General features: G+C 61.7%; 20 protein-coding genes and 1 pseudogene. 11 read left to right on the forward strand and 10 right to left on the reverse strand.

Translation table 11 applies throughout. From position 1 onward, the window contains the following. Positions 1–770: 770 nt before the first annotated feature. The 3 genes from AVL61_RS17990 (at position 771) to AVL61_RS17995 (ending at position 4,328) form a co-directional block, all read left to right on the forward strand. Positions 771–1,373 (forward strand): hypothetical protein, encoded by a 603-nt coding sequence (locus AVL61_RS17990; protein ID WP_157571436.1) that lies wholly within the window; start codon positions 771–773, stop codon positions 1,371–1,373. Between the two features lie 347 nt (positions 1,374–1,720). After that, positions 1,721–3,613, forward strand: coding sequence for a S8 family peptidase (locus AVL61_RS17560; RefSeq protein ID WP_082697163.1), 1,893 nt, complete (start codon positions 1,721–1,723; stop codon positions 3,611–3,613). Positions 3,614–3,725: 112 nt separating this feature from the next. Then, the gene (locus AVL61_RS17995) at positions 3,726–4,328 is read left to right on the forward strand and encodes a hypothetical protein (RefSeq protein WP_157571437.1); all 603 of its coding nucleotides are present in this window, start codon (positions 3,726–3,728) and stop codon (positions 4,326–4,328) included. 316 nt (positions 4,329–4,644) lie between these two features. Here the strand turns inward: AVL61_RS17995 and AVL61_RS18000 are convergent, their stop codons facing one another. After that, entirely contained in the window at positions 4,645–4,986 is a 342-nt protein-coding gene (locus AVL61_RS18000) for a hypothetical protein (protein ID WP_157571438.1), read from the reverse strand. Between the two features lie 1,498 nt (positions 4,987–6,484). On the opposite strand from AVL61_RS18000, the gene AVL61_RS18235 reads away from it, so the two are divergent. After that, positions 6,485–6,817 carry a bacterial transcriptional activator domain-containing protein gene (locus AVL61_RS18235; RefSeq protein WP_197412713.1) on the forward strand — a complete coding sequence of 111 codons (333 nt, stop codon included), beginning with the start codon at positions 6,485–6,487 and terminating at the stop codon, positions 6,815–6,817. A gap of 145 nt (positions 6,818–6,962) precedes the next feature. Here AVL61_RS18235 and AVL61_RS13530 read toward each other — a convergent pair. Both AVL61_RS13530 and AVL61_RS13535 read right to left on the reverse strand, forming a co-directional pair. After that, a pseudogene (locus tag AVL61_RS13530) lies at positions 6,963–7,479 on the reverse strand (IS256 family transposase); the annotation flags it as partial. A gap of 115 nt (positions 7,480–7,594) precedes the next feature. Then, positions 7,595–9,496 carry a S41 family peptidase gene (locus AVL61_RS13535; protein ID WP_197412714.1) on the reverse strand — a complete coding sequence of 634 codons (1,902 nt, stop codon included), beginning with the start codon at positions 9,494–9,496 and terminating at the stop codon, positions 7,595–7,597. A gap of 778 nt (positions 9,497–10,274) precedes the next feature. Between AVL61_RS13535 and AVL61_RS13540 the strand changes: the two genes are divergently transcribed. Together AVL61_RS13540 and AVL61_RS13545 are read left to right on the forward strand one after the other, a co-directional pair. Continuing rightward, a complete protein-coding gene (locus AVL61_RS13540) occupies positions 10,275–10,640 on the forward strand; it encodes a VOC family protein (RefSeq protein ID WP_058874895.1) in 366 nt (121 codons plus the stop codon). Positions 10,641–10,892: 252 nt separating this feature from the next. Next, positions 10,893–11,138 carry a hypothetical protein gene (locus AVL61_RS13545; protein WP_058874856.1) on the forward strand — a complete coding sequence of 82 codons (246 nt, stop codon included), beginning with the start codon at positions 10,893–10,895 and terminating at the stop codon, positions 11,136–11,138. An 88-nt stretch (positions 11,139–11,226) separates the two neighbouring features. Here the strand turns inward: AVL61_RS13545 and AVL61_RS18510 are convergent, their stop codons facing one another. Next, the gene (locus AVL61_RS18510; RefSeq protein WP_082697165.1) at positions 11,227–12,360 is read right to left on the reverse strand and encodes an excalibur calcium-binding domain-containing protein; all 1,134 of its coding nucleotides are present in this window, start codon (positions 12,358–12,360) and stop codon (positions 11,227–11,229) included. A gap of 417 nt (positions 12,361–12,777) precedes the next feature. Between AVL61_RS18510 and AVL61_RS13560 the strand changes: the two genes are divergently transcribed. Both AVL61_RS13560 and AVL61_RS13565 read left to right on the forward strand, forming a co-directional pair. Continuing rightward, positions 12,778–13,731, forward strand: a complete 954-nt coding sequence (locus AVL61_RS13560; protein ID WP_058874859.1) for an ABC transporter ATP-binding protein — start codon at positions 12,778–12,780, stop codon at positions 13,729–13,731. Further along, entirely contained in the window at positions 13,731–14,969 is a 1,239-nt protein-coding gene (locus AVL61_RS13565; protein WP_058874860.1) for an ABC transporter permease, read from the forward strand. Before AVL61_RS13560 ends, AVL61_RS13565 begins: the two co-directional genes overlap by 1 nt. 107 nt (positions 14,970–15,076) lie before the next feature. On the opposite strand, the gene AVL61_RS13570 is transcribed toward AVL61_RS13565, so the two are convergent. Then, entirely contained in the window at positions 15,077–15,382 is a 306-nt protein-coding gene (locus AVL61_RS13570) for a DUF4193 domain-containing protein (protein WP_058874861.1), read from the reverse strand. A gap of 183 nt (positions 15,383–15,565) precedes the next feature. Between AVL61_RS13570 and AVL61_RS13575 the strand changes: the two genes are divergently transcribed. Beyond that, positions 15,566–15,847, forward strand: a complete 282-nt coding sequence (locus AVL61_RS13575) for a hypothetical protein (protein ID WP_058874862.1) — start codon at positions 15,566–15,568, stop codon at positions 15,845–15,847. Between the two features lie 197 nt (positions 15,848–16,044). On the opposite strand, the gene AVL61_RS13580 is transcribed toward AVL61_RS13575, so the two are convergent. From AVL61_RS13580 to AVL61_RS13600, 5 genes are all read right to left on the reverse strand, one after another. Beyond that, positions 16,045–16,863 (reverse strand): MBL fold metallo-hydrolase, encoded by an 819-nt coding sequence (locus tag AVL61_RS13580; RefSeq protein WP_408669427.1) that lies wholly within the window; start codon positions 16,861–16,863, stop codon positions 16,045–16,047. Positions 16,864–17,367: 504 nt separating this feature from the next. Then, positions 17,368–17,952 (reverse strand): hypothetical protein, encoded by a 585-nt coding sequence (locus AVL61_RS13585; RefSeq protein WP_058874897.1) that lies wholly within the window; start codon positions 17,950–17,952, stop codon positions 17,368–17,370. Next, positions 17,949–19,061, reverse strand: a complete 1,113-nt coding sequence (locus tag AVL61_RS13590) for a transglycosylase SLT domain-containing protein (protein WP_058874863.1) — start codon at positions 19,059–19,061, stop codon at positions 17,949–17,951. The genes AVL61_RS13585 and AVL61_RS13590 overlap by 4 nt, the downstream gene beginning before the upstream one ends. Beyond that, positions 19,061–20,479 carry a hypothetical protein gene (locus AVL61_RS13595; RefSeq protein ID WP_058874864.1) on the reverse strand — a complete coding sequence of 473 codons (1,419 nt, stop codon included), beginning with the start codon at positions 20,477–20,479 and terminating at the stop codon, positions 19,061–19,063. The genes AVL61_RS13590 and AVL61_RS13595 overlap by 1 nt, the downstream gene beginning before the upstream one ends. A gap of 16 nt (positions 20,480–20,495) precedes the next feature. Beyond that, the gene (locus AVL61_RS13600) at positions 20,496–20,738 is read right to left on the reverse strand and encodes a helix-turn-helix domain-containing protein (RefSeq protein ID WP_157571439.1); all 243 of its coding nucleotides are present in this window, start codon (positions 20,736–20,738) and stop codon (positions 20,496–20,498) included. A gap of 170 nt (positions 20,739–20,908) precedes the next feature. Here AVL61_RS13600 and AVL61_RS18745 point away from each other — a divergent pair, with 170 nt between their 5' ends. Continuing rightward, positions 20,909–21,532 carry a DUF6668 family protein gene (locus AVL61_RS18745; RefSeq protein ID WP_408669426.1) on the forward strand — a complete coding sequence of 208 codons (624 nt, stop codon included), beginning with the start codon at positions 20,909–20,911 and terminating at the stop codon, positions 21,530–21,532. Further along, entirely contained in the window at positions 21,529–21,828 is a 300-nt protein-coding gene (locus AVL61_RS13605) for a hypothetical protein (RefSeq protein WP_017832684.1), read from the forward strand. Before AVL61_RS18745 ends, AVL61_RS13605 begins: the two co-directional genes overlap by 4 nt. The last annotated feature ends 4 nt before the right edge of the window (positions 21,829–21,832 follow it).

A 21,832-nucleotide genomic window follows, 5' to 3' on the forward strand; every position in this document is an offset into this window, starting at 1 on the left:
CCACCCCGCCAAGCGTCCATGTAGTTCAACTACGGGCCACTAGACGGTATGTAGTGACCGCCCAGATCACCCGGGCGGTCACTACATACCGTCTAAGACAGGAGCTGAGCCATGGAAACCACACGGCCCGCTCCCTATGTGCATTTTTCATTTTGACCAGTGGCGAACTTCCACACCGATAAGGGGCCGGATAATTGGCAGTCACTCTCACAAGCGTCGCCCTACGACCTTTAAAGCGCAGCGGAGCCACAACACAATGATCGTGCAAAATACGATGATAGTGACATACTATTGCGTAACCAACTGCAGAGTAATCACGCACCTATAACGCAACGGTATATGTACTGTATCTGTGCAAAGCCTTGCACTCGCATACTGTGACGCAAGAGCCCCGCACACAAGGTAGCGCATCGATTGCTCAACTAGTAAACAACATTAATAGAGCAGTCGCATATCATATCGCATGCAACGCACGTCAGACCATCAGCACGATGACACATTATACAAATGCGAAATAAATCGATTTCGGATTTAAGATGAGGGAGTCACTATGGGAAAAATCAATTAGCGTTAAAAATAATCATAAGTGTCCATGGCTGGCTACGGAGGGTCCTAAATCCCGAGGCGGCTCTAGACGCACGCAATGCGAATACTCTTAATGTCAAAGGTCGGATCAATAAAGATACGCACCTACATGCGATCGCTTTTGAGCGCTAGTCCAGCGAAGGGCATAGCCCCTGCATCGGGCGTGTACGAAAGGAATCCACAAAATGTTTGAAACTCATGAAACGCTAATTATCCCGGAAACGCTGGAGTTGCAGCAAGCAGGTTTTGGCGCAGCACTCAGTGGAACCATGGAGGGGTCCCAAGTCCGCGACGTGTTGGCAGATCCAGCGATCGCAGCGCTGATAGAAGACACCCCTGACAATCTCCAGGTATACCGAGGGAAGTCAGTTGCGAAGCGTTACGGCATCGGTGTCCAGGGCTCTGGGGCAAAGGCGAAGGGCAGAATCAGCGGCACGTTCACTGGCTATGACTACACAAGGGCGTATCAGGTTTACAACCTGCCGTCGAACACGTCGGCAAAGTACTGGTTCATTACTTACAGCAGGTCAAGCAATAACTCTGCGCTAAAGGAAGTGGCAGGTACAGCGAATACCACTCGGCTCAATTATAATCTTGAATTTGAGCTCACCGGGAATGATCGAGGCATCACTAGCGTCTTTATCTACTTTGAGACCATCCGCCTTAAGTTTAACGGTCAAACCAAGGACTTCGTCGTAACGAATCCAGAGAGTTCGGGTGCGGCTGCGCCTGATGGGACCCCTTACCCGGGAGGGTTCACGCCCATTGAGCAAAGCGGCGGCGGATGATTAGACAGTTATTACGCGCCTGGCTGATCGCCGGAGCATAGCTTCTCGATTGGCGTCGACAGTCGGGCTCTACGACCACCGTGTAATACGTACCCGTAGGGCCCGACTGTCACGGCGGTTTGTCCAGCCAGACCTCGGAATGACGATGCGACAATTCTTAAAACTCTCGTTTATCTGTCCGCCAACGCCATTGCAAGTTCCACCAAACCATTTATTCAAAAAACATCCAGTGAGTATTTAGTCTCGGTTTGCGGGGTGAGCTTCAATCCTATCTCAAGAACCATTGCAGTTTGGGAAAACTAGATAACACGCTGGGAAAATAATAACCATGCTAGAAGGTGCCCATCATGCTCGACTCGAGATTAAAGTTTCTGAATACTCTAAAAGAACAGGACGGGAGCGAGAAAATTTTTTCCACACTGGAATCTACAGGTCGCTTTGGTCTTGTTAGTGAGGAAGAGCTGAGGGTACGTATTCTAGTCCAGGTTGACGGAGTCAGGGACACTGAACTCCGGGAGCATGGCTTAAGAATCAACACTCGAGCGGGAGATGTTATATCCGGCGACATTGCTTTATCCTCCGTCGAAAGCCTTGGCAATGTCGAGGGGGTAGTCCTTGTCGAGGCAGCCCGACCGATGGCCTTCGAACTAGATATAAGCCTGCCAGAAACTCGCGCCAATCTTGTGCATCAAAGTCCGCCGGGTCATCGAGGTGCAGGAGTCATTCTCGGCATCATTGACTCGGGAATCGACTGGATGCACCCATGCTTCCGGGACGGCGCAGGCAACAGCCGGGTGCTTCGCATATGGGATCAGACGCTATTCCCTCTAGCCGGTGAAATCTCACCCGCCCAGTTTAACTATGGAGTGGAATATCAGCAAGGGCAAATCGACTTCGCTCTCGCGACGGCAAATTCACGTAATACGATTCGTAGCATGGATGGCCCCAGTGGGCATGGCACACACGTTACTGGCGTTGCCGCAGGAGACGGCTCCGCTGCCGGCAATGGCGTGCCACCGTTCAACTTCGTTGGCGTTGCACCGGAGGCAGACATTATCATCGTCACCAATCAAGTGACGACTGAAGCTTTTGGCGACTCCGCGACGACGTTGGACGCCATTCAGTACATTTATAGCGTCGCTCAGACTTTTGGCCGACCCGCCGTAATTAACATCAGCCAGGGTGACAATTTGTCTGCCCATGATGGAACTGCCCTTCTGGAACGGGGCATCGATAATCTACTCGGAGGTGGTGGGCGTGCACTCGTTAAGTCCGCTGGCAACGCCGCGAATGGGGGAGTACATGCGAGCGGCACGGTAAATACCGACAGCACGAGCGCAATTCAGTTCATCGTGCCGGAGAGTGACAAAACACCGGACACTCTAGATTTTTGGTATAAAGCGACGGACCGCATTGGTTTTGCTTTGAAACCACCATCGGGTACGGAAACTGAAGCGATTGCCCCAGGCACGAGCGCCACGCTTGCCATGGACAATGGAAACCGCGTCTTTGTCGACTCTGTCGTCAATTATCCAAACAACGGCGACAATCGCATATACGTCCAGTTACACCCTGGTGCGGCACCGTCTGTGGAATCGGGCACCTGGACGGTGAAGCTCATAGGGGATTCGGTGGTCGACGGTGTTTGGCACGGCTGGATCGAGCGCGGCACAACGGTTCCAGAATTCATCGGGGAATACCGCAATGACAAGGTCACTATCTCTATTCCTGGAACCAGCACCGAGGTGATTACGGTCGGAAGTTACATCACCAAAGGTTCTGGCACAGGAAACCTCTCGACGTTTTCCAGTCGGGGTCCAACCCGTGACGGACGGTCTGCGCCGACGATAGCAGCGCCAGGACAGGCCATCCTATCCGCCAACTCCGGTGCCAGCTCGTCGGATATGCAATACATCAGTATGTCGGGCACGAGCATGGCGAGTCCACATGTGGCCGGGGCGGTTGCACTTATGCTCCAAGCGTCGCCGACCCTCACTCAGCGGGAAGTTATTAATCGGCTGGTAGGCGCGGCGCGCGACGACAATTTCACGGGCAACGTACCCAACAACGATTGGGGAGCAGGCAAGCTCGACGCATTCGGGAGCAGCCGCCAGCTGAGCGACGAAGTCCAGGCTGAACTTTATGCGCTTCGCAATGAGAATAACGAACTTCGAAGGGAAGTTGATATTGTCAGAGGCCGGATTGCCCGCTATTCCAAAAATGACACTTATCAGGAATGATCGATAAAATAATGCCCTGCCACCTCCCCTTCCACCTACTACTTAGCTGAGGTAAAGCAAATAGGAGGGGCACGCTAGCAGTACGGGAACGGCAAAAAGGAAAATCTAAGACATGCTGTCAACAAATGAAAGACTCATACTGCCCGAGACGCTGGAGCTGCAGCAGTTACGCTGCGGTATAGCACTAGGTAGAAATCAGAGAAATACCCCAATTAGTGACCCGCTTGAAAATTCAAGTATCGCTGCACTGATAGAGAAAACCTCTGGCGCCTTACAAGTATATCGAGGCAAGCGGCCTATTACAAGTTCCACCGTGCCGGTGCTAATTTCCGGCGGGGTCACAACTGGTGACATTAATGGAACGTATTTTGGATACGACTATAACGATATTTTCCAAATATATAAATTGACATCGACTGTTCCTGCGGAAGAATGGTTCCGCAATTATGTGAGTTCGTCGGACAATCAAAATTTGAAAAGTATTTTTGAAAAATCCAGTACTAAAAAACTCTCATATCAACTTAAATTCACATTGTACGGTAATAATGAGGGGGTCGTTACTGTCTTTATTTACTACGATATCATTCGGATCACAATGGACGGACAAACGAAAGACTACATGGTGACGAATCCCGCTAGCTCCGGAGCGGTAACACCTGGAGGCGTCATCTATCCTGGATATAGCGCTGAGTCTGCCCCTATTCCAGAGGAATGAATCGATGCCTCTACCGTCGTACCGGTCGCGGGCAAATTTCTGCATAACACCTGCACCTTAGGTGTGAGTGCAAGGCCATTTGTATCGCCAACCATAGCTTACTGCATATAATAAATTGCAAAGTGCCACGGAACTGATTTGAGTATACGCGGCAATGTAATCCTCGATTATCTACGGCAGCATTACCGTATAATTGCTTGGGGTAGTTTTCCGTGAATCTCCAAAAGTTATTCTGGCCAGAGTAGGAAACGATAACACTTCGCCACAGTGGGCATTTTGCCCGTCGAGCATGCACCCGATCTACGTGACGTCATGCCTATGTGCTGGCTTTTGGATTATCGTCAGCGTGCATTGACTCAGACGGGAGGGGGCGGCTGACCTCGATGAATTTAACGATCTCAAGGTTAGCTAGCTCTTGGAGTTGACTCGAGGGAATAGACGCTGTAAGGATGTCGCTCGCAATTGTTCGCACCGTTGCCCCGACTGACTTGAAAATGAGCACATCGTCAGGTGCCGATAGTGGACGCGTCGTTCGCACAAGAACGTCCGTTTCTTCTTGCTTATTTTCTGCGAATCTTTGACGCCAGAATGATGCCTTTATAAATATTTGTTTAGCTTCGGGGCTGAGCTTTTCTTGTGGCTTTTTTGAGTTTTCCATGAATTTGATTCTTTTTCACACCACGGCCGCTATTATTGCTCTGGGCATTTTAGCCAGCGTCCTAATTGATGCTAGTAGCTTAATCGGAGAACCTATGAAGAGAAATGCATATAGGTGCAAATATTTTTATACGGAGGGCTGTCAGTCCATTGCCAATGGACTGACAGCCCTCCCCGTCTACTAAAATTTATGACTTGATATTCCTTTGCGGCATAGATTCTCAGGAGACCCCAAGCGTCACCGTGAAAACAAGCATAACGATAGAGATGAAAGCCTCACTAAATTCGGTCATAATTTCAATAATTATATTAGTCATGTACTTCTCTCAACTTTCTACGGTCTCGCCCTAGTGGTGAGATCGGATATAAATAGTATGAGTGTCTATGGGTCTTGTTTTCAACGGCACCTAGATTTACGTCCTTACGTTACTGTGCCTATGTTCATGCAGTCTCTTATTGCCTATGGGTACGGATGGCATGCCGGTGGTCGTGGGGGCGGTAATATCGCTCGGGACAGCAGCACTCGGGTTGGTTTTAACTACGTCCACTCAATAGTCGATGCCCCATTGAGGCTTGCGTATATGGATATTGTGGCGATAAGGATAGCTACGCCTGCACGAGATTCCTGGCCGGGGCCGCGTCCTACTTTGCCGCCCGCGTCATTTTCCAAATCGAGCGGGCAATGACCGTTAATGCCTGAGCTTACCGGCAAGTTCACTTCGGCAAGTACTTACGCACCGCGGCCTTTATTTTCTAGATCGAGCACTACAACATCGAAGGACTCCAGTAGCGCATTCGGTGGGCATCCGGTGGGCAGCCGTCTGCGACCAACCTCATGATTGGCTACATATAGGGAGGGCTATGGAGGATTTAGTTGGTTGGCGGCCAGCAATACCAACCAATGGCGAGGCGATACATGCACGGGTAAGCGTGAAAGACATGGCAGACCCTGGATCGCAACCACATCGTTGTATGTAAGACATGCCGTCGCGGGCCCATGACATTTCGTTGACTTGCGGGCGGAGTGGCCCTCAATATGTCTGTGAGCCCGAGTCGGTGTACCGGCTAGTCAGAGCGGGGTTTAGTCCTTGGATGATCAAAACGTCATTCGAATTGAGTTGCTCGGACGGTGGAGCGCGTCCGTCCGGGGATACAGCGTCCAGGTGGGTCGCCGGCAGGAACGTCTGCTGGCGGCGTTGGCCGTGCACGGTACCCGTTCTCGCAGATTTCTCAACGGTTTACTGTGGCCCGAATGCACGGAATTTCATGCCCAGGGAAGCCTCCGAGCGACGGTCTTCGCGCTTTCCCGCCGACTGCCTGGAGCAGTGGTGTGCCACGACACCGACCTCAGTCTCAGCGAATTCGTGGACGTCGACTTGCACAGGCTACGGCAGGTCCTGGATCGGCCGGCGTCCTCCGTCTTATCCAGTTTGGAGGAGCGGTGGTTGCTGGACCGCTCCCGCATCGAGCTGTTGCCCGGGTGGTGTGAGGACTGGGTCGTGTCCGAGGCAGACAAGCTGAGAGAGGAATATTTCGACTTCCTCGAAATGCATGCCCTTGTTGCCCTCGACCAGTGCGACCCTCGCCGAGCACTCCAACTGGCCCGTACCGTGCACCGACTTGACCCGTTAAGGGAGAGCGCCGTGAGCATTCTGGTGCGAGGGCATCTGACGCTGGGGGACGAGATCGCGGCTTTGCGGGAATTCCGGAATTACTGTGGTGTAGTAGCTCAGGAACTTGGTTCCGGGCCTTCTCCTAACCTCGCGGGCCTCTTTGAGAGCTGGTCCCATGTCCGGGCTCAAGGCTTCCCCGGTCCGCCTTCGGCCAAATGACACCTGATCTTATAACCCGGTCGTCCGGCATAGGCGGCGGAGGTTGGTTAGCGCGACGGCGAGCAGCACCAGCCGCGAGAGCAACGTGGTTGTGGTGCGGTCGTAGCGACCCCGAGTCGCTTGAAGCGTATCCGTTACCGGCCTAGATCCCGAGGATGTCGCGTTGTTCCCCGTGCACGGTCACGCCCATGACGACGTAGAACGGGGTGTTGCGCACCTGCCCGTCGCGGACCAACACCGGCGATCGCGTCGACGAAGAGCACCGGGTAGAGCGGGTCCAGCGGGCGCGAAGACCACTCGGCCAGCTCGCCGGCGACCTTCTCGGTGATCTTCGAGATGGTGTCTTTGGAGACCTTAGCGCCGTAGACCTCCTCGAAATGCGCCGAGATCTCCCCGGTGGTCAGCCCGCGGGCCGACAGCGAGAGCACGATCTGGTCGATCCCGTCCAGGCGCCGCTTGCGCTTGGGCACGATCACCGGCTCGAAGGACCCGTCCCGGTCCCGGGGCACCTCGATCTCGACCGGGCCGATCTCGGTCAGCACGGTCTTCATTCGGGTCCCGTTGCGCATGTTGACCGCGATCGGTGCCTGCCCGTGGTCGTGCCCGAGGTGCTCGGTTAGCTCAGCTTCCAGGGCTGTCTCGAGAACGTTCTTCGTGAGCTTGTACCTTGTCCTGTTTCCCTGCCGGAATGCGAACTGCAGCATTCGTGGTCTCGCTGGCGACAGATTTGTGGATATTCCGGCAAAAGGCCGATAATGATGTCAGGGTAACAAACGATCAGATGGTTGCCGCGCGTGCTGCGATGAGTTCCCCGGCGGCGAAGCCGTAGACGCCTAGTCTTTGTCCCGGTACCACGTCCGCGACGGTCAGATGGACGCCGCCGTCTGTCACATCCTGGGAGGTCCGGGGGCGGGTGTCCAGGTAGAGGTCGATGCGGTCGATTCCGGCGACCGTCAGGTCCACGGTGGCCACACCACCGGTCGGGTCTCCGACAACTACCTCCAGTCGACGCGCTGGCATCGACGCCAGTATTTGCCCTGCTGCAGCCAACAGGTCGACGTTCCCGTTGAGCACATCATTGCGTGTCATCCGGTGGGTCGTGTCCGGCCGGACCCCAAGGTCTTCGACGGGGGTTCCCGCCGCCGCACCGACCCGTAGCGTTCGGCGAATAGCCGTCCGGAGGTTCGCGCCGTTGGGAAGCGCGCGGTAGGGCGAGTCGGCGTCCGCTGGATCTGGGATTTTTAGCAGCTGGGCCAGCAAACTGTGGGCCCAGACGTTTGCCCCACCCGCGCCGGTGTTGTCGTCGGTTCCAAGGATTTTTCCTATCTGATGGTCCGCGAACCCGGCGGCGAAGATATCCGTCGCCGAGTAGCAACGGGCATCGGTGATCATTACCACCGGCCCGTGATAGGTCTGACCGATCTCGTTCGCCCCGCTTGCAGGCGTGATGGGGTGCGCAGCCGAGTAAGTCGCCCCTGTCTCGGTGGCCTGCTCCAGCGATTCGTACCATGGCCCTAGATCGATCTGACCCGTCGGGTTATCTTTGTGCCGGCGAACAATCCGAAGGTTGAGCCCCGTGCTGAGGAACTGCGCCGGTTCGGGGAATATCGCCTTCGGAGTCAGGGTCTGCAGGAGGAACTCCGCGGCATAAATATGTCCGCCGCCGTTGTCCCGTACATCGACGATCAGCCCATTCTGGGGCAACTGTCCGATCAAGCGTACGAATTCGTCGCGAAAAGCCACCGGATCCGGGACGTTAAAGGTGAATATCCGCACATACCCGAATGTCCCGCTTGTGGTGCTCACCGCCCGTGCTCGCACCACTCCTGGCATGGTGGTCGCGATGTCAGCGTCCGCCGCTGCCACCGGCTCAGTTAACTCAGCTGAGCTCTGCCCATCTTCGAGGCTCACGACATCGGGGCGGTACAGCAATTTCATTGCGCGTGACTTCTCGTCGGAATCTAGGTCCAGACCCATCGAGGTGGCCTCTACGCTCACCGCATCGTGGTCGGTAGCCGGCGGCAAGTTGGTCGCGACCTGCCATTGAACGCGCCACTCACGAGCCACTCCGTCGCTGCCAACAAAACTCACGATTACCCACTCCTCCTCCGGCGGGAGCTGGATGATCAGCGGGCGTAACGTCAGTGAATCAAGCCCTCGTGCCAGATTCGCCGCCTCATTGCTGCCCGCGAAGCGGGCGCCGTTCACCGCCACAGCGCGTGCGATCGGTGTTCCGTTCCAATGAGTGATCTCCGCGCCCACGCCGAAACCTTCGGCGTGGACCCCTCCCATGATCTCCGTGACAATGTAGTGGTCAGCACCGGAGTCGTAGGCTTTTTCGATCCGGAACGGCAGGAAGGCGATACGGCCAGCAAAGGGCGCCGGGAGTAGATAGTTGGTATGTAGGTCACGCACCGAGTGAAAGATGCTCGACATTTGCCCGTGAAACAACCACTCCGGATCCATCGTCGAGTCCGTCTGCCGATCCAGCCTCGTGCGCAGCAGCTGCAGGCGCCGCACCGGGTTCGCCGCGTGCATCGCCTCCTTCAACGGCAAATGCACGTAGTTCGATTCGACCAGGAGCAGCGCCTGATCGACGATCAGTTGGCGATCCTGCAACGTCAACGAGCCTGCTTGGGCAAGAAACGCACCCAGAGCTTCGGACGCTAAGTCAGGCACGTCACCTTCTCGACTATCTCGTGCCATTGTCCGGTGCGCTAACGCACTCGCATTTGTTGTTGGCTGCTCAGATTTAGACATCCGCTGGCTCCTTATTGGCGACTTCGGAGATTTATCCGCCAGCTTCTCTGCCTTCCGACGACGAGAAGCCCGTTTCTCATTTCATCGACGCACACGATTTCCATTGGCGGGGACCACGACTACCTTCACGTAACCTCACGCGTTAAGCACTCAGGCGCGACTGGCCTTGTGGTGGGGCGACTGTTGCACCTGGGCGACTAACCTGGAGGACACCATCTCGACGTGGGCGTTACTGGGGCGTTACTGCCTCCTCCTCCCAAGCTGATATGACTCCTTCCACAGCCAATATTCTGAGGTGGTCTTACCCGTGGCGTCGGTGTTGCACATTCCGCGTTGCAGGAGTGCCTACCCCGCTCAGGGAACCATGCGGCCTTCGCAGTTGCTCTCCTGAACTGCGTCAGTCCCCTGGGATCATGGACACCAGAGCTATTCCGCTCGCTACGATGAGGCTGTCAGGGGCGATTACGACGGCGCTGACTGGTTCCAGGAAGCGAAGCTGTGTACGGATCGGGGCTTGACGGCCTGACCAGGCCACCGGATCAGCCAGCATCTCAGCAGTTATGGCTCCCACCGCCCAGGGCCACGTACCGGGTAGAGCCGTGGTCCGTGCTGGGCTGAAAGTCCCTGACGGCCGGGACGGAAGGCGTTGGAGTAGGTCGCCTGTCGGGTGCCGTTGCCCCACGGCAACCATTCCGCCATGACACCGCAGCCCCGCCATCACTCGCTCAACTACATTGAAATGACCGTCACCGACCTCGACGCGGCGAAAGCGTTCTACACCGAGGCATTCGAGTGGAGACTTGTCGACTACGGTCCCGAATACGCTGACATCGCGTCCTCAAACGATGACGGCGCCGAAGTAGGAGGACTGCTGGCGGCTGCCGAGCCGCGCCCGAGTGGAGGTCCCTTCGTGCTGCTCTACTCGGAGGACCTGGAGGCAACGCAGCGGGCCATCGTCAAAACCGGTGGACGCATCATCCAGGAGCCGTACACGTTCCCGGGCGGCCGGAGACTGCACTTCGCTGATCCCAGCGGCAACGAGCTCGGGGTCTGGGCGAAGTAAGAACGGCCGGCGATCAGAGTGTCGGGTGCGCCCATCCCGGGGACGGCCTCCATGTCGTCAGGAGCCGCCAGGATCGCCCACACCGAACTGAATTGCACCCTTAACCCCGTGGGGCGTGCGTCTGCGCTGTCCTCGCTAGGCCGGCAATTGCCGGTCTTGCCTCGCGCGAGCGCGTGGCGCCCGGAATCGGTGCCGGTGGGCTGGCTACGCTCGAGCTGACCAGTAGTCCGGCGTTGCAGAGGAGCTCACCCCGTGTCCGTGGAGATCACCGAGGGCGGTGCCGTGGTGGCTGCCGGCCAGCCCGTCGACTACGCCACCGCCTACAGCTGGGCCGTGGACAACCCTGAGAAGATCACCTCCCTGGTGGAGGACACCAAGGCGTTCGTCACGGTGATCGCTGACGCCGAGACCGCCCCTGTCGAACGACAGCAGTCCGCGGTGCGTGAGGCGTTCACCGCTGGCCGGCCCAGGCAGCCCGGGGACTCTTGGAGCTCCTGAGTACCGGCCGAGGACACGGCGAAGCCCCGCCCTCCGGATCCCTGCCGGGACGAGGTGAAGCGGGGCTTCGTGCTGATGGGGGAGCCGCTCAGCTCTCGCAGGCCACGCCGTCGCCGTCACGGTCGAGCTTGGGGGCGTAGCCCGGGGACCCGGCGTAGAGCGGAGCCGCACCGGCGGCCTTGGCCGCGGCGCAGTTGGCGAACCCGCCGGTCGGGCCGGCCGGAGCAGCCGGCGCGGCGGGCACCGGCTCGGGCTTCGGAGCGGGGGCGACTGGGGCCGGAGCCACGGGGGCAGGCTCGGGGACGACCGGCTCGAGCGCCACTGGGGCCGGCTCGGGTGCCTTCTGCGCCGGGGCAGGTGCCGGCTTGGGTGCCTTCTCGACCGGGGCCGGGGCGTTGGCGTCGATGTTGGCGAGGACCGCGGTGGTCGGGACTTCCTGGCCTTCGCAGTCGGCGAGCACCTCGGTTATCGCGGTCTTCTCCGGGGCGGTGACCCACAGCTCGTATTTGGCCTTCACCGCGATCTGGATGGCGACGAACTCGCAGCGGAAGTCCACGTTCGGCGGCAGCCACTCATTGGCGGGCTTGTCGGACTTCGCCTGGTTGGTCGGCCCGTCCACCGCCAGCAGGTTCAGCGGGTCATTGGCCAGCTCCACGCGCTGGTCCTGGGAGAGGTTGCGGGCCCCGGTGATCCAGGCGTTGCCGAGTGAGACCACGTGGTCGATCTGCACGTCGGAGGAGGTGGCCGGCCCTCGCACGAAGTCGATCGTGGTGTCGGTGTAGGGGTCCGGGTCCAGGACCCCGGAGTCGACCTTGCACCCGTCGGCGGAGACGACGTCGTCGAGGTCACGGTTGAGGATTTCCTGGCGGGTGTCCTCGCAGTCGCCGTCGGCGTCGATCCACCCGCCGAACAAGCCGTCACGGTCGTAGTCGGACATGGTGCCCCGGGCGGCGACCTTCAACTCGTTGAGCGCGGTCAAGGCCTCGGAGGAGGCGGCCGCGGGCGCGGCCGGGGCCTGCGTCGGAGTGGTCGTGGGCTCCGCAGACGCGCTGGAAGCCGTGGGGGAGGGAGCTGCTGTGCTCGCAGCGGTGGCGGGACTGCCACCGGGGTCGGCCGGGGCGCTGGTGCAGCCGGTGAGTAGGGCCAGGGCCATGGCCGCCGAGGTCCAGGCAGCGGCGGTGCGGCCGCGGGCGCGGCGGGAGACGGGAGGGTGGAGGGGCATGTCGCTCCTGGGGGAGGGGTCGGGTCATCTCGGGGATCACGGAGGTACCCGGCACGGGGGATCGAGGCGTCTCTCATCTTCCTACCGGCTGGTCACCAAAGCGAACAGGCAGCGGATGTGACGGCCCACCGCAAGAACGTCACCGCCACAGGCTCTCGTGCGGCCCCGTAGCAGCCTGCTGTCACCAGCTATCGGTGCGAGGAGGCCGACTGCGGGTCACCGGGGGAGAACGCGGTGTCCCGGGGCGAAGGGACGCCCCCACCACCGCTGGGGTAGACGACCGAGCAGGGGGGAGGGTGCCGAGGCATCTCGGACAGCGCGGACTCGGCACCCGCATTCCCTCGAGGTGCCAGAGACAGGGGTCCGGCGGCGGTGGACGGCGCCTCCGTAGGCTGGGCGTATGCGAAAGAGAACACCATGAGTGAGCCGCTGGTCCACATTGACGACTTCCGGATGATCTTCGGGAACTCCACTGTGATCGAGGATTTGTCCTTCGATGTGCACGCGGGGGAGACCTTTGGGTTCCTGGGCTCTAACGGGTCCGGGAAGACCACGACCCTGCGGGCGTTGTTGGGGATCTATCAGCCCACCGCGGGGACCCTGCACATCAACGGCAAGTCCTTCGCGCCTGCCGACGGGGCCCGGCTCGGGTACCTGCCGGAGGAGCGAGGGCTGTACAAGAAGGAACCGGTGCTCGAGACCATGGCCTACTTCGGCCGCCTCAAAGGCCTCGACAAACAGGCGGCTCGGTCCTGGTCACTGGAATACCTCGAACGCGTCGGGCTGGCCGACAAAGCAGCCACCCGCCTGGACAAGCTTTCTGGGGGTCAGCAGCAGAAGGTGCAGCTGGGGGTGACGATCATGAACACCCCGGAACTGCTGATCCTGGACGAGCCGACCAAGGGCTTCGACCCGGTCAACCGCCGGCTGCTGATGGACATCATCGAAGACCAGCAAAAGGCCGGGGCGACGGTGGTGATGGTCACCCACCAGATGGAAGAGGTCGAGCGGCTCTGTGATCGGGTGATCCTGCTCAAGGACGGCACCTCCCACGCCTACGGCACGGTGCGGGAGGTGCAGGAGCAGTTCGGCGGCACTACCTACCGGGTGACCCACACCGGTGTGGTACCAAATTCACACCACTACACCGTGATGAGCAGCCGCCCGGCAGGGGAGGGGCAGGTGTCCGATCTCGCCCCGGCCCCGGGTGCCGATGAGACCACGGTGCTCACCGAGCTCGTGGGCGCCGGTGTCCCGGTCAGCGGCTTCAGCGCCGCCCGGATCTCCTTGGAGGAGATCTTCATCCGCGTCTACGGCGCCGACAGCCTCGAGGACGCCAGCCAACCCGAGACGGCGGGGGTGGGGGCCTGATGGGACAGCACAACCTCTCCACGGTCGTCGGGTTCGAGTTCCTCCGGACCGTGCGCAAGCGCGGGTTCTGGATCGCGGTCCTGGCCGTACCGGCGGTCATCGCGATCATCTTCGCCCTGTCCTTCACCTCCAACACCTCGATCAGCAACTCCTCCCAGGCTCAGGCCGAGGCCGAGCTCACCTTCGCCTACACGGACCCTTCCGGGACCATCCCGGACGAGTTGGCTGCCGCTTATGGCGGCGAAGTTGCCACCAACCCCGATGCGGCGATCGAGGCGGTACAGACGGGAGAACTGGACGCCTACTTCGCCTACCCGGTCGATCCGGCTGCCGAGCCGATCGAAGTGACCGGGGCAGACCGGGGGCTCTTCGACAACGGGGCCTACGAGGCCGTCGCCGCATCCCTGCTGACCACCGCCGCCCAGGCCCAGATCGGGGACCCGGGTCTGGCCGCGGCCGCGGCCGGGGATCTGGAGGTGGAGTCCACGATCTTCCGCGACGGGGAGGTCACCGGCGGGTTCACCGAGGCCATCGCCCCGCTGGGGCTACTGGTGGTGTTCTTCCTGGTAATCGTGATGCTGTCGAACCAGATGCTCAACTCCACCCTGGAGGAGAAGGAGAACCGGGTCACCGAGATGATCCTCACCACCGTGAACCCCACGACCTTGGTGCTGGGCAAGATCCTGGCCGTCTTCGCCGTCGGGGCCGTGCAGATCCTGGTGCTGCTGGCCCCGGTGGTGATCGGCTACGTCTTCTTCCGCGACCGGATGAACATCCCCGACCTGGATTTGAGCCGGCTGCCACTGGATGCGGGGACCATGGTCGTGGCGGTGTTGCTGCTGATCGGCGGGTTCGTGCTGTTCACGGGGGTGCTGGTGGCGATCGGGGCGATCATGCCCACCGCCAAGGACGCCGGAGTGATCTTCGGGCCGCTGATCTTCTCCATGTTCATCCCCTTCTACGCCATCAGCCTCACCATCTCCGACCCCGATGCGCTCATCGTGCAGGTCTTCACGTTCTTCCCGCTCACCGCCCCGGTCACCGCGATGCTGCGCAACGGCTTCGGCACCCTCGACCCGCTCACCGCCGGCATCGTCATCGCCGAGCTGTTCGTGTTCGGGATCCTGGTGCTGCGGGTGGCGGTGCAGTTGTTCCGCTACGGCTCCATCGCCTACACCGACAAGCTCAACCCCCGCACCGTCCTGGGGCGCCGGCGCCCGGCCACGGCGAAGAACTAGCTTCCACCGCTCGGCCCGTCTGACTGGTGGACGGGCAACGACTCCGGCCCCGAGCGCATCGCGCGCCCGGGGCCTGAGCCGTGTGTTCCATCAATGGCCTGCGGAGCTCAGCCCTCGCAGTCGGTGCAGTAGCTGGTTCCGTTCTTCTGGCGGGCGAGCTGGGAGCGGTGGCGGACCAGGAAGCAGGAGCCGCAGGTGAACTCGTCGGCCTGCTCCGGGACGACGGCCACGGTGAGCTCTTCGTGGGAGAGGTCCGCCCCGGGCAGGTCGATGCCCTCGGCGGTGTCGAAGTCCTCGGCGTCGATGACCGCGGTCTGGGTGGCGGCGCTGCGCTGGACCTGGATCGCCTCCAGGGACTCGTTGGCCGGCTCGTCCTCGGGCCGGGAGCGCGGAGCGTCGTAATCGGTGGCCATGGTCTGGTGCGTGCTCCTTTGAGCAGGAAGGGGGTGCTGGCATCGACCACAACTCAGACACGAGGCCCGCTATTCCAGTGATCGTGGACCATCGCGCCCATTAATCCATGGTTGTTGACATATCAAGTTACTGGAGTGTATGAAATAGACTAAAGTCTAGTTCGAGCTCGAGGAGGGCCTCTAATGGCAGGCGCATTGATCGCGGTGACTACTGGTGTCGGCGGTTCTGCGGCCGTGGTGGCCGCCGCCGGGCTGTGGCTGTCCGTTAAAGTCGATCAAATGCCGGATCCGGCCTCGATGGCTCTGCTGGTGGCTGGGGTGGTGCTACTGGCTATCGGGTTCGTAGCGAACTTTGAGCACCAGTCGCGCCTGTGGACTGCTCGGATGGAAGCGCAGCTCCAAGAGCGCAGGCGCGAGTTGCAGTCGCTGGGGATCACCCCAGGTCATTCGACTCAGACACAGTGACGGCCACGGTGGGTGCGCACGGCAGGCGAGGCCTCGGAGCAGTCCAGCTCACCGCGGCCTTACGCAAGTCCGGTTAGCGGCCGGCCCTTGCAGGGAGTCCCGGGAGGCGGCGGTCGCCGCATGGTCGCGCTGGTCGCCGTTCATGAGGTTCTGCAGCAGGCCTGGACACCCTAGGCCGTGAACCTGCCGGTTCGGGTTCAGGTCAGATGGTCGTGGTCCCCGCGGACCCACCCCACGTGCCGGGCGGCGGAGCGTGCCACTGCGTCCCGGGCCCCGGCCTCGATGGCGCCCCCGGTGTTGCTGTAGAGCCGGTCGAATTCCAGGGCCGTGGCGGCCGCCGCGATCCGTTGCACCACGGCCGCCGAGAGCGGGTACTGATTGACGTAGCTGCGCATGAACGCCACCGTCCGCCCGTCCGGGTTGGCGTAGAGCGTGTCGCCGGCCAGCAGCACGCCGCGGCCCTGAGCCCCGGCCTCCCAGTGCACCACAGCGCTGCCGGGAAAGTGCCCACCCAAGGTGTGCAACCTCACTCCGGGCAGCAGTTGCCGCTGCCCTGACCAAGAGCTGATCACCGGATCCTCGCGTTGCACCCATTGGCGGTCGGCCTCGGCCACCATCACCGGAACCCCGCCCAGGGCGCGGGACCATTCAACCTGCACCCCGTACATGTGCGGGTGGCTGGCGATGATGAAGGCGGCCCCGCCCAACTCCTGCACCCGCTCGATCGCGGCCGAATCGAGGAAGCCGGTCGGATCCCACAGCAGGCTCCCAGCCGGAGTACGCAACAACAGGGCACGCTGGCCGATCCCGAAACGGGGAACGACACGGATTCCGTACAGGTCCGGCTCGAGCTGCTCGAACCGGGTCTCATGGCCCGCCCTCCGCAGCTCTTCCAGAGTCGTCCACCGCGGGCCATGGAGCACCTTGTCCTCCCGGTCGTCCGCGCAGATTGCGCAGCCTTTCGGAGGCTGGGCCGTCAGAGCATGCTCCACACCACACGATCGACAAATCCACACAGGCACAGGTTCTCCTCCTACGGTGCGGCATTGGCCACAGCGTACAAACCCATGGCGAGCACACCACCGACGGGACTGCCGCGCAATCAGATGACGTTGATCTGACTTGCCCGTGAGCGGGTACAGCCGAGATCCGGGGGTGCCACTGTGCAGGTGCCGGTCGGTCATGGACACCGCTTATCGGGCAGTTGTCCTAATGAATTTACATAACAATAATTACCGGACAAAAACCTACGGGAGTTCTCGCATCTGGTGGAGCTCCCGTCGGGCCGATTCCATAGCAGTTCCGCGACGTACCGCGGCCGGCGAAATTGCAGTGTGCATCAGATGATTCACCAGGGTGTTGCTGGGCCGCTGGTGAGCGGTGATTTCCTGCATCAGATGCACGATTCCACGGTGAGGTGAAGTGAGATTCGGATGGAAGCCGTACCGGGCCAGGTTCCTGCTGTCCTGACCGACGCCGGCGTGGGATTGTTCCCCACCGACGTGGTGTGGGATCAAATTTTATTGGGTCTTGCTCATGTCGCGGGACTGATGGCCGACGACTTCCCACTGGCCGTCGTGCTCCTCGAGGTAGAGGGTGACCTGCCGACGACCCGTTTCGTGGACGGTGGCCCCGTCGCGGGTATTCCAGGTCCATTCCACGGTGTAGGCGCGGATGGCCTTGTCCGGAGCGACGTCCTGATTGACGTCGCCGCGGACGGGGACGATGGTGGGTGCGCTGTACCCCTGGTGCTCAGCGGCCGCGAGCCACGGGGCACCTGCTGCGTTGCGTTCGGGCTCGACCTGATGCGCGGCCCAGTCGGCGGACATCAGCGGCTTGGCCCGGACCGCGGCAGCGGTCTCGGTGCGATCGATGGTGGTGTCCCAGAGGTGGAGCATCAGGGCGACGACCTCGGCAGTGGAATCCACGTCGGTGCGCTCAGCGTCGTCCGGGGTGGCGAAAGTTCCCTCGCCCAGCTGTGGCAGCACGGTAGAGACAATGGCTTCTGGGGAACTTTGCTGGGCCTCGCTGGGCGAGTCACAGGCGGCAAGCGGCACCGCGCACAGCAGCAGTGCTGCGGCGAGGCTGAATGGGTGGCGCATCATCTCGGCCACGCACCTTTCTCTTTGAGGATGGACTCGGGGTCGAGGTTGTGCCCTTGGTAGGGGAAGACGAGATCGGGGGCGCCGGGCTTGTAGATCTCAAAGTGCAGGTGGGTGGCCATGCCGAAGCGTCCACGGTTGCCCTCGACGCCGATGATGTCCCCGCGTTTGAGCTTCTGGCCCTTGGTCACATCCCAGGAGTGCAGGTGACAGAACGCGAAGCCGAAGTCGGGGTCGGGCCCGTTCTCTTTGGCGATGACGCAGCCGTCGGTGGCGTTGAACCCGGTGATTCGCAGGCTGGTGGGGGCAACGACGACTCCGCCGCTGCCGTTGCCGGCCCCAGGGGTGGCGATGTCCACGCCCACGTGCTGGTTGGCCCAGGACGGGACACCGGCCAGGGCGCGGCCGCCGTACCCGGAGGTGAAGACACCGCCGGGCAACGGGGTCGTCCATTGCCCGTCGCCGAGGTCGCCGCCCCAGGACCTCGCACCGGTAGAAGCCTTGCAGCCGACGGAGAAGTTCCCCTGGGCGCCGTCGAGGATTTTCTCGATGTACTGCTGGGTCTCCGGGTAGGGCGGGACGCCGTGGTGCTGCTGCACCGCACCGGGTCCGGCGTTGTAGGCGGCCAGGGTCAGGCGCACGAGCTCGTCCGGATCGTCCCCGGCGATGGGCTGAACTTGGCTTTTCAGGGCTGCCATGTAGCGGCCCAGGGCAGCGATGGCGTCTTCGGGGTCGAAGGGGTTGCCGCCGTTGCCGTGGGTGGTCCAGGTGGCGGGCATGAACTGGGCCAGGCCCTGGGCGCCGACGGGGCTGGTGGTGTCCGGGTTCCACCTGGACTCCTGCGCCAGTTGCGCGGCGACCAGACTGGCCGACAGTCCGGCCTGGTCGGCGGCCGCGTCCACGAGCGGCCCCCAGCCGTTGGGAACGGACACCACATTGGCCTTCTCGTTGGTGCCGACGGCGGTGGCCGTGCAGCTGGTGGACAAGCCCGCGGCGTCTTCATCCTCGGCCAGGGTGGCCACGAGCATGGTCAAAGCCATGGTCATGCCCACCGGCAGTCCAAGGAGCAGCAGGGCCGCGCCGCCGAGGGTTCGGGGGCGGGGTCCGGCCATCAGAAGCCTTGTGAGACCAGGGCTGCGGCGTGCAGCCAGGCCCGTCGGGTGGCAGGGCGCAGTTGTCGGTGGTGAATGCGGCCCTGCACCAGGTGTGGGTCGAAGGGGACGATGGCCACCTCACGCACGAACGGGGCGTACTCCTGGGCGATGGCGTGGGCCTTGGTGCTGTGCGAGGGCATCAGCTCGGAGATGACCACCACGGCATTGCGGGCCAGTTCCCCGGCATGGGGGCCTCCGGCGTGCAGGGCTTTGAGGGCGTTGACTCCGCCCTGGGCCTTGTCGGACTCGGTGGTGGTGGCGATGACGATCTGGTCGGTGTGGGCGATCATGTGCGCCCAGTTCTCGCCCCGGGTGGAGTTGCCGCTGTCCATGATGACGAGCCGGTAGTACTTCTCGGCGACCCGGTGCAGGGCGTCCACCTCGGCCCCGGTGATTTCGTGGGTGTTGGACGGCGATTCGTCGGAGCGGAGGACGTCGTAGGCATCCTGGGTTTGGTGGTGGACGAAGGCGGCCAGCTCGGCCGCTTTGGCTTCGGCGGTGAGGAAGTGATTGGCGTGGTGGAGAAGGTCCAGTGCGGTGGAGTCGTGGCCGGCGCCGTCGGTGCGCCAGCCCAGGGAGCCCATGGCTTCGTTGTTGTCCCAGGCGAGCACGCCGGCCCCGCCGTGGCGGGCGAACTGGGCGGCGAGCAGGGCAACGGTGGGGGTCTTGTTGGCACCGCCCTTCTGGTTGACGACCGCGATGGTGCGGGAGCCGATCCAGTGCCGTGAGACCGCGGCCAGGTCTTCTCGTTCGGCTACTTCCCCAGGCCCGGGGGGCAGGTGCAGCCCGATGCGATTGAGCATTCCGCGCCAGCCGTGGGTGGCTGGTGCGTCGGTCAGGGAGCTGTCGGTGGCGATGAAACTGGGGGCGGAATCGATGTCCCAGACTGTCGTGTCCGATGGTTGCAGCGCCGGGGCGCTGGAGGGCATCGGCTTCGTGTGCATGGGACGGGGCTGCGACGCGCTCTCGAGAGTCGGCGCGACGAGGGTGGAAGGCATCGAGTCAGCTTCTTCAACAGAGGAACTCTCGGGCTCGGTCAGCGTTGGCTCCGGGGCCGACTCGGCGGGCACGAGCTCCTCAAGGCTGACCCCACGGCTGCCTCGACGCCCGGCCCGAGAGGGGCGGGTGGCCGTCCCGTCGGTGGAGACCTCCCCGTCAGGCCCAACGACCAGGTAGGTCTCGAGTTCGCTTCCCGAAGACGGGTCGACGGCTACGACCTTGACGGGCCGATCCAAGATACGCGCGGTCTCGGTTAGATGAGCAATGGCGTCGTCCATCGAGTTCAGGGGGGTCACCACACCGTCGATGGAGACTTCAACGGTGTCGTCGTCGTTGATCGTTGCGGTGCATCGCGGACGGTCGAGCGCCTGCGCCATGGGGATGCCTTTCGTATCAGTCGGTCTCCCCCACTCCGAGGTTGGGCTGCTGAGAGACGTTGTAGTGAGCACGCAGGTGCTCTTTCACGTCGTCCCGGAGGATGATCCAGTGCGAGCCCAGCTGTATGGCTGGCACCCGCCCATCCCTCAGCCACCGGTAGGTCACCGTGGTGCTGGACAGCCCCAGAACCTCGGTCAGCTGGGCCACGGTGAGTCGCTCGGGCAGCCCGTTGAAGAGTCTGTCCAGCGACTCAGTCATGGAGAGCGCTCCGGCGATCACGGCGGCTCCGGTACATCGAAGTGGGAAAAAGTTGCTTACGGTTGCACACCATAGCTCGAAACCGCCTATAGTTGAACATGTTCAATTCGTTTCCGTAGGTGACCCACGGGGATGCACCTCGGTGCATTGGATTCAACTTAGGAGCCTAGATGGGCAATCGGTGGACGGGGTTCGTCGCACCCGGCACGAGGGCCCAGACGGTCTCGCTCCTGGAGGAGACCCATCCTGAACCGCCCTCGGTGCTTCGGGGGGCGCAGGCGCCCCAGCAGGGTATTTCCGCACCGGACGGCGACAGACGGCTCGAACGGTTCCCCACGTCCTCCGCTGGTCCGTACTGGTTAGGCGCCCATGGCGGAGCGGGAGAGACCACATTCCGGGAGCTGCTGGGCGGTGTCGAATGCCATCACCGTTGGCCTTCTCCCATCCCAGAGGCACCGTCTCCTGTCGTTGTCCTCCTCGCCCGACAGACGCATCGCGGGTTGGAAGCAGCTCGACGTGCCGCCCAGGACTGGGCCTCCGGGCAACACCCGGAGGTAGTGCTCGCGGGGTTGGTGATCGTGGCCGGCACCCCGGGCAAGACCCCGAAACCCCTGGCCGCAGCGACCCGCGTGATTTCCGGTGGTGTCCCCTCCACCTGGGTGGTGCCGTGGATCGAAGAACTCCGACTCACCGGAGCCACGGACTGGGAGTCCATGGCCCGTGAGCCGAGGAAAGTCCTCACCGCCCTCGGTGAGGCAGCCGATGAAGCAACTTCTGAGAGGACCCCCCAATGATCGACCTTGTACTTGCCGCCCAGGACACCGTGCTGGCGCTGCCGGCCGCCCTGCCCGACTCCGACCCGCTGGCCCCTCCCGGGATCGGTGACACCTGGAACCGCATGGTCGGTGTCGGCAAATGGATCGCCCTGGGCATCGCTGTGCTGGGCCTGCTGGTGGTCGGCGGAAAGATGGCCTTCGATGCCCGCCGTGGAGAGACCACCGAGGAGGTCTCCGGGATCATCAAGATCGTGCTGGCCGTGGCCTTGATCTCCGGCGGCGCCTCGATCCTGTCCTTCATCTCCGGGGCATGACCTC

It is taken from the genome of Kocuria rosea subsp. polaris, from assembly GCF_001483755.1.
Classification (GTDB): domain Bacteria; phylum Actinomycetota; class Actinomycetes; order Actinomycetales; family Micrococcaceae; genus Kocuria; species Kocuria cellulosilytica.